This window comes from Streptomyces sp. NPDC088732 (assembly GCF_044751205.1).
In the GTDB taxonomy this organism is placed as follows: Bacteria; Actinomycetota; Actinomycetes; order Streptomycetales; family Streptomycetaceae; genus Actinacidiphila.
The window spans coordinates 99417-111411 of the sequence record NZ_JBIVLI010000015.1 but is presented as its reverse complement, the minus strand read 5'-3'; the positions used below and the strand labels follow the sequence as shown (position 1 = coordinate 111411).

The 11995-nt window shown below is 74.0% G+C and carries 10 protein-coding genes; 5 read left to right on the top strand and 5 right to left on the bottom strand.

Translation table 11 applies throughout. From position 1 onward, the window contains the following. The first annotated feature begins 21 nt into the window (after positions 1-21). Positions 22-510 (top strand): G/U mismatch-specific DNA glycosylase, encoded by a 489-nt coding sequence (gene mug, locus ACIP9H_RS24905; RefSeq protein WP_401589792.1) that lies wholly within the window; start codon positions 22-24, stop codon positions 508-510. 9 nt (positions 511-519) lie between these two features. Here the strand turns inward: mug and ACIP9H_RS24900 are convergent, their stop codons facing one another. Next, complete coding sequence (locus ACIP9H_RS24900; RefSeq protein ID WP_401960916.1) at positions 520-1890, bottom strand: glycoside hydrolase domain-containing protein; 1371 nt, start codon at positions 1888-1890, stop codon at positions 520-522. Between the two features lie 203 nt (positions 1891-2093). Next, positions 2094-2495 carry a hypothetical protein gene (locus ACIP9H_RS24895; RefSeq protein WP_401960914.1) on the bottom strand — a complete coding sequence of 134 codons (402 nt, stop codon included), beginning with the start codon at positions 2493-2495 and terminating at the stop codon, positions 2094-2096. A gap of 128 nt (positions 2496-2623) precedes the next feature. Between ACIP9H_RS24895 and ACIP9H_RS24890 the strand changes: the two genes are divergently transcribed. Continuing rightward, entirely contained in the window at positions 2624-3781 is a 1158-nt protein-coding gene (locus tag ACIP9H_RS24890; protein ID WP_401589799.1) for an ROK family transcriptional regulator, read from the top strand. A 158-nt stretch (positions 3782-3939) separates the two neighbouring features. Beyond that, positions 3940-5562 (top strand): alpha/beta hydrolase, encoded by a 1623-nt coding sequence (locus ACIP9H_RS24885; protein ID WP_401960911.1) that lies wholly within the window; start codon positions 3940-3942, stop codon positions 5560-5562. A gap of 34 nt (positions 5563-5596) precedes the next feature. Here the strand turns inward: ACIP9H_RS24885 and ACIP9H_RS24880 are convergent, their stop codons facing one another. Then, positions 5597-6361 carry a GntR family transcriptional regulator gene (locus tag ACIP9H_RS24880; protein WP_401589805.1) on the bottom strand — a complete coding sequence of 255 codons (765 nt, stop codon included), beginning with the start codon at positions 6359-6361 and terminating at the stop codon, positions 5597-5599. A 274-nt stretch (positions 6362-6635) separates the two neighbouring features. Here ACIP9H_RS24880 and ACIP9H_RS24875 point away from each other — a divergent pair, with 274 nt between their 5' ends. Continuing rightward, positions 6636-7382: an SDR family oxidoreductase gene (locus ACIP9H_RS24875; protein ID WP_401589808.1), complete on the top strand. Its 747-nt coding sequence runs from the start codon at positions 6636-6638 to the stop codon at positions 7380-7382. 9 nt (positions 7383-7391) lie between these two features. On the opposite strand, the gene ACIP9H_RS24870 is transcribed toward ACIP9H_RS24875, so the two are convergent. Both ACIP9H_RS24870 and sigJ read right to left on the bottom strand, forming a co-directional pair. Then, the gene (locus tag ACIP9H_RS24870) at positions 7392-9230 is read right to left on the bottom strand and encodes a hypothetical protein (protein ID WP_401589810.1); all 1839 of its coding nucleotides are present in this window, start codon (positions 9228-9230) and stop codon (positions 7392-7394) included. A gap of 65 nt (positions 9231-9295) precedes the next feature. Continuing rightward, the gene (gene sigJ / locus ACIP9H_RS24865; RefSeq protein ID WP_401589813.1) at positions 9296-10204 is read right to left on the bottom strand and encodes an RNA polymerase sigma factor SigJ; all 909 of its coding nucleotides are present in this window, start codon (positions 10202-10204) and stop codon (positions 9296-9298) included. A gap of 199 nt (positions 10205-10403) precedes the next feature. Between sigJ and ACIP9H_RS24860 the strand changes: the two genes are divergently transcribed. Beyond that, on the top strand, positions 10404-11852 hold the full coding sequence (locus ACIP9H_RS24860; protein ID WP_401960906.1) for an NCS2 family permease: 1449 nt from the start codon (positions 10404-10406) through the stop codon (positions 11850-11852). Positions 11853-11995: the final 143 nt, after the last annotated feature.

The window sequence follows — 11995 nt, the reverse complement described above, 5'->3', positions numbered from 1 at the left end:
CGCGAGCGCACCGTCCCCGATGTGATCGCGGACGGTCTGCGCGTGCTCTTCTGCGGCATCAACCCCGGTCTGATGTCCGCCGCCACCGGCCACCACTTCGCCCGTCCCGGCAACAGGTTCTGGCCGGTGCTGCACGGCTCCGGGTTCACGCCGCGGCGGCTGGACCCGTCCGAGCAGCAGGAGTTGCTGTCGTACGGGCTCGGGATCACCAATGTGGCGGCGCGCGCCTCCGCCCGCGCGGACGAGCTCAGCAGGGCCGAACTCGTCGCGGGCGGCGCGCTGTTGACGGAGCGGGTGCTCCGGCACCGGCCGCGCTGGCTGGCGGTCGTGGGTGTCACCGCCTACCGGGTGGCGTTCGCCGATCCGCGTGCCGCGATCGGTCCGCAGGAGCGGACGATCGGCGACACGCGGGTCTGGGCACTGCCCAACCCCAGCGGCCTCAACGCCGGATGGACGACGGCGGCGATGGTGGAGGAGTTCGGGCGGCTGCGGGCCGCGGCCGGTGACTGAGTCCCGGCCTCAGCAGCGCGGCACCGGCTTGCTGTACGTGGTGCCGCTCGGCGAGGCCACGTAGTGGTCCGAGACGTAGCGGCCGCTGTCGAGCCGGTCCCAGATCTTGGTGGTGCCCACCTTGGTACCGCTCCGCTGGCACACCACCCACGCCAGCCCGCCGTTCGGTGCCTTGCCCTGGGCGGCGTACGAGGTGCCGGGGCCGCTCCGCTGGGTCAGTCCGCCGCTCGCGGTGATCTGGTACGGGTAGACGCAGCGCGGGACGGGTGAGCTGTAGCCGGTGGTCGAGGGCGTGCTGACGTAGTGGTCGGTGACGTAGGTGCCGTCGCTCAGCTTGTCCCAGACGGCCGTGGTGCCGACCTTCGGGCCGGGTGTCTGGCAGAGGACCTGGAGTGTGGAGCGGGACGCGTGGGTCCGCACGACGGGGTAGCTGTCGGACGGCCCGGAGCGGGCGTTGAGGACGCCGGGACTCGTCACCGTGTAGGCGTACGCGACGGTGGCGACGGGGGCGTCGAGGCGGTCGTTGTCGATGTTGACCGTGACGCCCCCGTAGGTCTCGTCGTGGCTGCCGCGGTACTGCTTGGCCCGCTGGTGGACGGCCCACTTGGCGTCCGGCACGCCCGTCCAGCCCTTGAGGGTGTCGGCGCCGTCGTAGCGCGCGATCCACAGGGCGTCGGGGCGGGCGTAGGACGCCGAGGTGAAGACGTCGGCGAGCTGCCCGGCCCCGAGGTTGAGGTTCATGTAGACGCCCGAGACGTAGCCGAGGCGGTGCAACTCCTTGGTCCAGGCGGACAGATAGCTGAGCACGGCGGTGCGGCAGCCGGTGTCGGACTGCGTGTAGTTCTCGATGTCGTTGTAGAAGGCGCTGCCGGGCCGCATGCCGAGCGCCTTGGCCGCGGCGATGGCGTCCCGGGCCGCGGTGGTGCCCTGGGTGCGGGCGGTCGCCGCGGTGCGGCTGATCTTCGCGTCGGTGGGGCGGCCGCCGCACGGCGGCTGGAGGCCTTTGTGGATCGGCAGCAGGCGCCACTTCAGCCGGGAGACGGAGGTGACCCAGGCGGCCGTCAGTTCGGGCTGGGCGCAGGTGCGGTTGACGCCGCTGATGTACACGCCGAGCGCGCGGTACGGCGAGGCGTTCCACGCCTGGATGGTGGTCAGCGGCGGGGCGGTGCAGGCGTCGAAGGCGAGCCCGGAGTAGCGGGTCGCGGTGGCCCCGGCCGGATAGCCGGTGCTCGTGGCGGGTTCGGCGGCGGCGGCCGGTGCGAGCACCAGGGCGCTGACGACGGCCAGGACGGCCGAGAACACGGCGGCCGGCAGGCGCCGCAGGCGACGCCGGAAGGCGCGGAGGGGCGGTTGGTGAACGGTACGGCGCGGGTGCGGCATGGGCGGTTCCCCCTGGATGGCGCGACGCGGCGCGGATCCGGTGGGCGTCCGGCCGTCCGTCCGCCGGGGCGTTCGGTCCGCCGGGCGGACTTCGGGGCCTGTCCGGGCTCGTGCCGCCGCGCATGATGTCGCGTCAAGCTGTTCCGTACGCAGCGTAGGCGCCCGGTCGCGCCACCGTCGAGCACTACGGGCGGGAAGCCGCCCTAAGGGATGAGGTCCGTGTCGGCGACGGCGGCGAGCAGATGGGGTGCGGCGTCGGCTATCGCTATCCAGTGCCGGCCGACGCGCCAGGTGAAGGCCTCGTCGGCGTGGCCGCTCAGGACCGCCAGCGGCGCCGGCACGGCCTCGCCCAGCGCCGAACGCTCCAGGTACGGCCGGAGGTCGACCATCGTGGCCGGTCCGCCGTAGCGGCCGGTCAGGGCCGACACGAGGGACTCGCAGGCGGCCCCCACGTCGTCCTCCCACTGCGGGAGCAGCCCTTCGTCGGCATCGCGGCAGCCGTCCCCGGCGGCGAGGTCCGCGAGGTGGAATCCGGGGTCGCCGCCGGCCGCGTCGAGGCGGGCGCGCAGCGCCTCCACGGCGGCGAGGTGACGTACGAGATCCATGGGAACAGTAAACCTCCCGGGTCCGACACTTGACGTCCCGTCACGGAAGGGACCGCCGGGCCACTCGCCGCGGGCGGCCCGGACGGGTACGATCCGGCCAACACGCGCGCACGCTGGGAGGACGTACTTTGGCGGGGCTCACCGGCGGGGATCCGTCCCTGCTCCGGCGGATCAATTCCGCTGTGGTGCTGCACGCGCTGCGTGGTGCCCCCGGGCCGAGCCTGACCGAACTGGTGCACAGCACCGGGCTGTCGCGGCCGACCGTCGAGGGCGTGATCGAGGGCCTGATGGAGTCGGGCCTGGTGGTCGAGGCGCCGCAGGAGCCGGGGGACGCGCGCAAACAGGGGCGGCCGGCGCGCCGGTTCCGCTTCCATGCCGAGGCGGGGCATCTGCTGGGCATCGAGATCGGGGCCCGCCAGGTGCGGGCGCTGCTGTCGGACCTGAGCGGCCGGGTCCTCGGTTCGCTGGCGCACGACGTGGCCGACGCGACTCCCGCGGAGGAACGGCTCGAACGGGTGCGGGGCACCGTCGCCGAGCTGCTGCGCAAGGCGGGAGTGGCGCGCAGCACCTTGTGGGCGGTCGGCGTCGGCAGCCCGGGGATCGTGGAGACGGACGGCGCGGTGCGGCTGAGCACGGCCCTTCCGGGGTGGACGGGCCTGCCGCTGGGCGAACGGCTGCGCCGGTCGTTCCGCTGCCCGGTACTGGTGGAGAACGACGCGAACGCGGCGGCCGTGGCGGAGCACTGGAAGGGCGCGGCCGTCGGCACCGACGACGTCGTCTTCGTGCTGGCCGGGCTCAGCCCGGGCGCGGGCTCGCTGATCGGCGGCCGGCTGCACCGGGGGTTCGGCGGGGCGGCGGGCGAGATCGGCGCCCTGCACCTGCTCGGCCGCGAGGCGACCCCGGAACGCCTGCTGTCGACGACCGGCACACCGCTGCACCCGCTGGACGAGCCCGCGGTGGCCGAGGTCTTCGCGCTGGCGAGGGCGGGCGACGCGCAGGCCCGTGAGGCCGTCGAGCGCTTCCTGCACCGCCTGGTGCACGATGTGGCGGCGCTCGTGCTGGCCATCGACCCCGAACTCGTGGTGATCGGGGGCTGGGCGGCCGGACTGGACGGTGTCCTGGAGCCGCTGCGCGCCGAGTTGGCCCGTTACTGCCTGCGGCCGCCGGAGGTGACGCTGTCGGCGCTGGGGCAGGAGGCGGTGGCCACCGGCGCGCTCCGGCTGGCCCTGGACCACGTTGAGGAGCAGCTCTTCGCGGTGGCGCGCACGTCCCTGCTCAACCGCTGAGCGACCTCCGGAGCCGGGGCGTTTCGAGAGCAATTCGGGGGAAATCTCACGACTCATCGGCCTGCCTGTTTTGCCGGTTTGTCCGACCAGCCGACGATCCCTGTCATCGGCAGTTGACGCCGCGCCGCGGTGGCGCGGCCGGTGGAAGGGCGTCCCGCGTGCGGCGAGCTGTGATCCTGGGTGTGTCCGTGGTCCTGGCGGCGGGGGCGCTCACCGCGGCACCCGCCTCGGCCTTCATGCCCGATCCTGTGGACGACCCCTTGCGGGCGGCTGGTGTCGCGCTGGCCGCCGACGCGGCCGCGGGCGCGGGCATCGCCTTCGGCCCCTGCCCCAAGGACAGCGGCATGGCCGCGCCGGTGCAGTGCGGCAAGGTCGCGGTGCCGGTGGACTACGCCCAGCCGAACGGCCGGCGGATCGAACTGCTGGTGAGCCGTCTGCGCGCCACCGGTCCGGCCTCGGGCCGGCAGGGCGCGCTGCTGTTCAACCCGGGCGGCCCGGGCGCCCCCGGGCTGTGGTTCCCCGCCGTCGGCCTGAAGAGCGCCGGCCCGGTGACCCGCAAGGTGTGGGCGACGGCCGCCAGGACGTACGACCTGATCGGCTTCGACGCGCGCGGGGTCGGCCACTCGGCACCCATCTCCTGCGTACGCCCCGAGAACTACTTCCACACGCCCTCACCCGACCCGCGGACCGCCACCACGGCCGTCAAGAACCGGGAGCGCGCCGAGGCCAGGACCCGCGCGGACGGCTGCGGCCGCCGCTCGGGGGCCCTGCTCGCCCACATGACGAGCGCCGACATGGCACGCGACATGGATGTCATCCGCGCCGCCCTGCACGAGAGCCGCATGAACTACTACGGCGTCTCGTACGGCACCTACCTGGGCGCGGTGTACGCCACGCTCTTCCCCCGCCATGTGCGCCGCATGGTGCTGGACAGCGTCGTCGACCCGGACCCGCAAGGCGTCTGGTACGGCACCAACCTCAGCCAGGACGTGGCGTTCGAGGGCCGCTGGGCCGACTGGCGCGCCTGGGTGGCCCGTTACGACTCCGTCTACAAGCTCGGCTCCACGCCGAGCCGCGTGCAGGCCTCCTTCGACCTCGCGATGCGCAAGCTGGCCAAGAAGCCCGCCGGCGGCTCCGTCGGTCCCGGCGAGCTGCACGCGACCGCCGAGAACGCCGCCTACTACGACCAGCGCTGGGTGGTCTTCGCGTACCAGCTCTCGCGCTATCTGCACGGCGACGACAAGCCCCTGGTGGCCGCGGCCACCCCCGACCGGTCCGGGGCGAAGGACGCGGAGAACGGCGACGCGGTGTACCTGGCCGTGCAGTGCTCGGACGCCGCCTGGCCGCGCGACTGGGCCACCTGGGACCGCGACAACTCGCGCCTCGCGCTCCGGCACCCCTTCGAGACCTGGCCCAACGCCTGGATGAACCTGCCGTGCGCCACCTGGCCCGCACCGGCCGGGGAAGCGGTCGACGTCGGCGCCCTGGCCGCCGAGCTGCCGCCGGTGCTCCTGACGCAGTCCGAACGGGACGCCGCCACACCGTACGAGGGCGCGCTGGAACTGCACCGCAGGCTGCCGGGCTCCCGGCTCATCACCGAGGTGGGGCGCGGTTCGCACGGCCTGGTCAGCATCTGGAACCAGTGCCTGGTCTCACGTGTCGACCGCTACCTGACCTCGGGCAGCGTCGGCGACGGGGACGTGCGCTGCGCCGGGCACCCGGTGCCCGTGCCGTCGGGCGCGCAGGGCGCGAAGGACGCCAACACGGGCCGCTACTACTGACCCGGCGGCCCGGGGGCGCGCCCCGGCGGGTGCCTCAGGAGGCCGCCGCGTGCCGATCGCCGTCGTGGTGGGTGATCTCCATGGCACCGCTGTCGCCGAAGGTGAGCCGGCAGGTGTCGGCCCGGTAGGTGGCGACGGCCACGGCGGCGGCACGGCCGCCGCTGAAGTAGCGGGTGGTGACGACGAGGACGGGGGCGCCGGGCAGCCGGTCGAGCTGCTTGGCGTCCTCGGCGCGGGCCGAGCCCAGCTCCACCGCGCGGTCGTCGCCGTCGAGTTCGAGGGCGTGCAGTGCGCGCAGCACTGCCGGGGCGTGGCCGGCGGGCGTCAGGTCGTCGCCGAGGCCGGGAACCGAGGACCGCGGCACGTAGAGCAGCTCGGTGGCGACGGGCTGGCCGCCCATCGCGCGCACCCGGCGGACGGTGTGCACCGGCTCCTCGGCGCCGGTGCCCAGAGCGGCGGCGACCGCGGCGGGAGCGGCGGCCTCGGCGCAGCCCACGGTGCGCCACGCGTCACCCGCGGCGCCCGGCCAGGTGCCCTGGGAGGGACCGACGGAGACGCCGACGCGGGGCGGGGCGACGGTGGTGCCGACGCCGCGGCGGCGCTGCAGGCGTCCTTCCAGCTCCAACTGCTCCAGTGCCTGGCGCAGCGTGGCCCTGGCGACGCCGAACCGGGCGGCGAGGTCGCGCTCGTTCGGCAGGATCTCCCCCACCGCGAACTCCGAGTCGAGGGCGTCGACGAGCACGGTCTTGAGGTGCCAGTACTTGGGCTCCGGCACATTCTCGAGCTGCGTGGTCCCCACCCTGATCCTCCGCAATCGGCCTGGCCCCACCGGGGGTTTGTTCAGCCTTGTTTCCGAACGGCTCTTTATTAAAGGTTCTTGCACTACTAGGGGACGATAGGGCCGCCCTGCGGCTTGGTCAAGACCAATGCTCGCCGCCCCGGGCGGATCCGGCCGCGCCCGCCGTGCAGCGTTCACATGGTGTTCGCGCCCGTCACAGGCCGTTCGCACCCTGGTAGCGTTCGCCGCCGCCACCGGCACGTGGCGGATACACCGACGGCGAGGGAGCACGGTCATGGCGGCGGTCACGGTGGTCACCGGAGGCGGGCGCGGCATCGGGGCGGCGGTGGCGCTGCGGCTCGCGCGCGACGGGCACGCCGTGGGCATCGGCTACCAGCACGCGCGCGAGGAGGCCGAGGAGGTCGCCCGGAAGGTGCGCGAGGCGGGCGCCGAGTGCGTCGCGGTGCAGGGCGACACCAGTGACGGGGAGCAGGTGGAGCGGCTCTTCGACACCGTGCGGGAGCGGCTGGGCGCGATCACCGGGCTGGTCAACAACGCGGGCGTGACCGGGCCGCTCGGCCGCTTCACCGAGACGCCGGTCGAGGAGATGCGCCGGGTCGTCGACGTCAACGTGATGGGCGCGATCCTGTGCGCGCGCCGGGCCGCGCTGGAGATGTCCACGCGGCACGGGGGCGGAGGCGGCGCCATCGTCAACATCTCGTCGGGCGCCGCGACTCTGGGCAGCCCCGGGGAGTACGTGCACTACGCGGCCAGCAAGGCCGCCGTGGACGCCCTCACGCTCGGCCTCGCCAAGGAGCTCGCCCCGGACGGCGTGCGGGTCAACTCGGTGCAGCCCGGCATGATCGTGACCGGCATCCACGCGGCCATGGGCGACGCGGAGCGGCCGTGGCGGAACCGGGACCGGGTGCCCATGCGGCGGCCCGGGGAGCCGGAGGAGGTGGCCGGCGCGGTGGCGTGGCTGATGTCGCCGGAGGCGTCGTACACCACCGGCGCGGTGCTGCGGGTCTCGGGCGGGCTGTAGCCGCAGGGGTCACGCGCCCGCCGGTGCCTCGTCGTCGTCGGCGCGCGCGGGATCCTCGCTCTCGATCGCGCGGACCACGTCCTCCGCCAGCGCCGCGACCGCCGGGATGACACCCGGGGCGGCGAGCGCGAGGTGGCACAGCGACCAAGTGAGCGTCACCACACGGGTCTCGCGGGCCTCCAGGGCGTCCATGAGACGGTAGGAGACCAACTGGGCGGCGTCCTCGCGGGCCGCGGGATCGACCCAGGCGGTGGCGACGATCGCGAGTGCGGCCGCCTCGCACACCCAGTCCTCGGCGTTGCCCAGCACGTCGGCCAGGAGCGCACGGCGCCGGGACCCCGCCCACGGCTCGTCGGTGCGGTGGTGGGCGAGCCCCAGGCACGCCCAGACCTGCACGGCGCGGATCCACAGGTCGGGGGCCTGCGCCGCGAGCGCCCGGCCGAGTTCGTCGTCGCGCGGGGCGGGCGGGTGGACCAGGACGCCCAGCAGGTCCTCCGGGTCGAGGGCCGACAGCACCACCGCGTCGTCGTAGGCGGCGGGCAGATGCGGCCAGCCGTGCCACGCGACGCGGCGCACCGCCTCGGCGGCCTCGGGCGACGGGGGCTGCACGGCGGGGTGCGCGGTGGTGCCCTCGTACGCCCACAGCGGTGTGGCCACCGGGCGGGGCGGCACCCGCAAGTCCGGCTCGGGCACGTCCTGGACGGCGAGGGCGGCACGCGGGAAGGCCGTGCGCAGGGCGAGCAGCGCGCTCGGGGGCTCCAGGGCGGAGACGGTGAGCCCCAGTTCGGCGTCGGCGGCGACCCCCTGCTCCAGGGCCTGGTGGAGCAGGCTGACGATCGCCTCGTTGCCGCCGGGAATCCAGTTCAGCCAGGGGCGGCCGCGGCCGAGGCGGGTGAGGAGTTCGCCGGCGTACGCGTGGTCCGGGGCGTCGCGCAGGTGGTCGGCGAGCGCGACGAGGTGCCGCGTGCCGCCGTCGAGCGCGTGGCGCAGGGCGTGCGCGGCCGGGGCCGCCTTGGGGTGGGCGGGGTCGGCCGCGGCGGCGCGTTCCGCCCATTCCAGGCCCTCGGCCGGACGGCCGAGGGCTTGGAGCAACTCGGCGATGTCGATGCACAGATCGAGGTCGGAGGGGTCGCGCAGCGCCTCGCGGCGCCACACGTCGAGTGCCTCCTCGGGGCGGCCCGCGCTGCGCAGCGCGTAGCCGAGCATCACGGCGGCGGGGTGGCAGGGCTCCAGGGCGTACGAGCGCCCGGCCCAGGCGACGGCGTCCTCGGCGCGGCCCATGCGGCGGGCGAGCGTGGAGCCGCACCACAGGAGCATGGTGTGGTCGGGATGGCGGGCGACGCTCGCGCGGAGCAGGTCGAGCAGCGGTACCAGGGGCGCGCGGTGCTCCTCTTCCACCGGGTCGGGCAGGCGGGGGGCCACGCCGGCGGCGGCGCCGGCGACGGTGTCCGGGTCGACGAGCTCCGCGATGTCCGGGCGGCGCAGCCAGGCGACGTCCAGCCACGGCCGGTCCGGCTCGTGGCCCGCGCACTGGGCGAGCAGGCCCAGTGCCTCGTCCCACCGCCCGGCGACCGCGCACAGGTGCCCGCGTGCGGCGACCGTCCCGATGTACGCCCGCTTCTCCGGCTCGAACCAGTCCAGGGCCTTCTCGGCGCCTCCGGCGCGGGCGGCGAACTCGGCCAGTGCCTCGTGTGTCTCCGGCAGACCGGGATCCCGGGCGAGCGCGTCCTCCAAGTGGCGTGCCGCGTGGGTCAGATCGCCGTCCGCCAAGGCGATCCGGGCGGTCGCGACCTCCCCCTCGGCCTCCAGCCGCCCGGCGTCCCCACGCTCTTCGGACCGATCAGCCATGGCAGCTCCCCACCTCACCCCTGCGCCGACTCCGGCACCCTAACCGAGCGCTTCCGCCCCACCTGTCACAGGGCGGGAGCCGATGACGCGAGGCCGGTCAGCTTGCCGGGGTTGGTGAGCACGTAGACGGTCGTGACCAGGCCGTCGGTGAGTTCGAGGGAGACGACGGTGTGGGGCAGGCCCCGGGAGGTGAGGACGAGGGAGGGGACGCCGTTGACCTCGCGGAGGGTGAACGCGGGGTCGGGCACCGGGGTGGGCGCGATCGCGTGGAGGAAGCGGGCGACCTTGGCCGCGGTCTCGATGACACGCCGCGGGGCCTTCTGCACGCCGCCGCCGTCGCCGACCAGCCGCACGTCCGGGGCGAGCAGCGCGAGCAGGCCGTCCATGTCGCCGCCGAGGGCGGCGGCGAGGAACCGCTCGGTGATCTCGGCGGTCGCGGCCGGGTCGGCGTCGTAGCGGGCGCGCTTCTCCTCGACGTGGCGGCGGGCCCGTCCGGCCAGTTGCCGCACGGCGGGCTCGGCGCGGTCGAGGACGGCTGCGATCCGGGCGTACGGGTAGTCGAAGGCCTCGCGCAGCACAAAAACGGCGCGCTCCAGCGGCGACAGCGACTCCAGCAGAACGAGGACCGCGAGGGAGACGGACTCCGCGAGGACGACGCGGTCGGCGGTGTCGGGCACGGTGTGCGCGAAGTCGGTGGCGACGGGCTCGGGCAGCCACGGGCCGACGTACGCCTCACGCCGCGACTGCGCCTGCCGCAGGCGGTCGATGGCGAGCCGCGTGGTGACGGTCACCAGGTAGCCGCGCGGTTCGCGCACCGCGTCCCGGTCGGCGGCGGCCCAGCGCAGCCACGCCTCCTGCACGACGTCCTCGGCGTCGGCGAAGCGGCCGAGCATGCGGTAGGCCACGCCCGTCAGGACGGGACGGTGCTCCTCGAAGACCGCTGCGGCGGCGGTGTCGTCTCCCACGCCTCCCATTCTTCCGGGCACCCGGCAGACCGGCACGGCGGGGGGGAACCGTGCGAGCGGCCGCCCTCAACGCCCCTCGTCGCCGTGCCGGTTGAGCGGTACACATTCGTTAGCGCAAGGAAACACTTCCAAAACCCGAACCGTCCGCCGGGCGTACACAATCCCCCCAACCAGCAGGCCGACCGATCGCCGCACCCCGAGGAGCAGCATGTCCGCGCAGGCCACCGACGTGGCGAAGGGCTCACCGCCCGCGCCAGGCAACCCACTTGACCGCTACTTCCGCATCGGGGAGCGCGGGTCGACCTTCGGCAGGGAGATCCGCGGTGGCTTCGCCACCTTCTTCACGATGGCCTACATCCTCGTGCTCAACCCGATCATCCTGGGAAGCGCGAAGGACAAGTTCGGGCACGTCCTGTCAACGGGTCAACTGGTCACCGCCACCGCGCTGGTGGCCGCCGTCATGACCGTGATCATGGGTGTCGGCGGCAACCTCCCGCTGGCGATCGCGGCCGGCCTCGGCCTCAACGCGGTGGTCGCCTTCCAGATCGCACCCCTGATGAGCTGGGACGACGCGATGGGCCTGGTCGTCCTGGAGGGCCTGCTGATCTGCGTCCTGGTGGTCACCGGGCTGCGGGAGGCGGTGATGCACGCGATACCCCAGCCGCTGAAACAGGCGATCAGCGTCGGCATCGGCCTGTTCATCGCCTTCATCGGCTTCGTCGACGCCGGTTTCGTCAGCCGCATCCCGGACGCCGCCAACACCACCGTCCCGGTCCAACTGGGCGGCAGCGGCGCGCTGTCGGGCTGGCCTGTGCTGGTCTTCTGCCTCGGTGTGCTGCTGACGGTCGCACTGCTGGCGCGCAAGGTGAAGGGCGCCATCCTCATCAGCATCGTGACGATGACGGTGGTCGCGATCGTCGTCGACGCGGTGGCCGACATCAAGAGCTGGGGCCTGACCACACCCAAGGTGCCGGACGACGTCTTCGCGGCGCCGGACTTCGGGCTGCTCGGGCATTTCAGTCTCTTCGGGGCCTTCGGCGAGATCAGCGTGATCACGGCCGTGCTGCTGGTCTTCACCCTCATCCTGTCGGACTTCTTCGACACCATGGGCACGGTCGTCGGCATCACCGCCGAGGCCGGCCTGCTGGACGAGGAGGGCAGGGTCCCCAACCTGGGCCGGGTGCTGCTGATCGACGGCGCCGCGGCGGTCGCGGGCGGCGCGGCCTCCGCGTCCTCCAACACCGCCTACATCGAGTCGGCGGCCGGTGTCGGCGAAGGCGCGCGCACGGGCTTCGCCAACCTCGTCACCGGCGGGCTGTTCGCGGTGGCACTCTTCCTCAGCCCGCTGCTGACCATCGTGCCGCTCCAGGCGGCGGCGCCCGCGCTGGTGGCGGTCGGCTTCCTGATGATGACGCAGGTCAAGAACATCGGGTGGGACAACTTCGAGGTCGCCCTCCCCGCCTTCCTGACGATCGCCGTGATGCCGTTCACGTACTCGATCACCAATGGCATCGGTGCCGGCTTCATCGCGTACGTCGTGCTGAAGACCGTGCTGGGCAAGGCCAGGCAGGTGCACTGGCTGCTGTGGGCGGTGTCGGCGCTCTTCGTGGTGTACTTCGCGATCGATCCACTGGAGCAGCTGCTCGGCGTGAAGTGACCCGTCCGGTGACCGCGGGGCGGCCGTCGCGCGGCGGGGGCCCCCCGCCGGCGCGGGGGGGTAGAAAAAACCCCCCCGGGGCGGGGGCCCCCCGCGGGGGCCCAGGGCCGGGCCGCGCGCCGCCCGCCCGCCCCGCCATGTTT

Coding starts and splice junctions, on each gene's coding strand:
- sigJ (WP_401589813.1), bottom strand. CDS start 10,204: ATGGGAGGCGTGGGAGACGACACCGCCGCCGCAGCGGTCTTCGAGGAG.
- ACIP9H_RS24870 (WP_401589810.1), bottom strand. CDS start 9,230: ATGGCTGATCGGTCCGAAGAGCGTGGGGACGCCGGGCGGCTGGAGGCC.
- ACIP9H_RS24900 (WP_401960916.1), bottom strand. CDS start 1,890: ATGCCGCACCCGCGCCGTACCGTTCACCAACCGCCCCTCCGCGCCTTC.
- ACIP9H_RS24895 (WP_401960914.1), bottom strand. CDS start 2,495: ATGGATCTCGTACGTCACCTCGCCGCCGTGGAGGCGCTGCGCGCCCGC.
- ACIP9H_RS24860 (WP_401960906.1), top strand. CDS start 10,404: ATGTCCGCGCAGGCCACCGACGTGGCGAAGGGCTCACCGCCCGCGCCA.
- ACIP9H_RS24875 (WP_401589808.1), top strand. CDS start 6,636: ATGGCGGCGGTCACGGTGGTCACCGGAGGCGGGCGCGGCATCGGGGCG.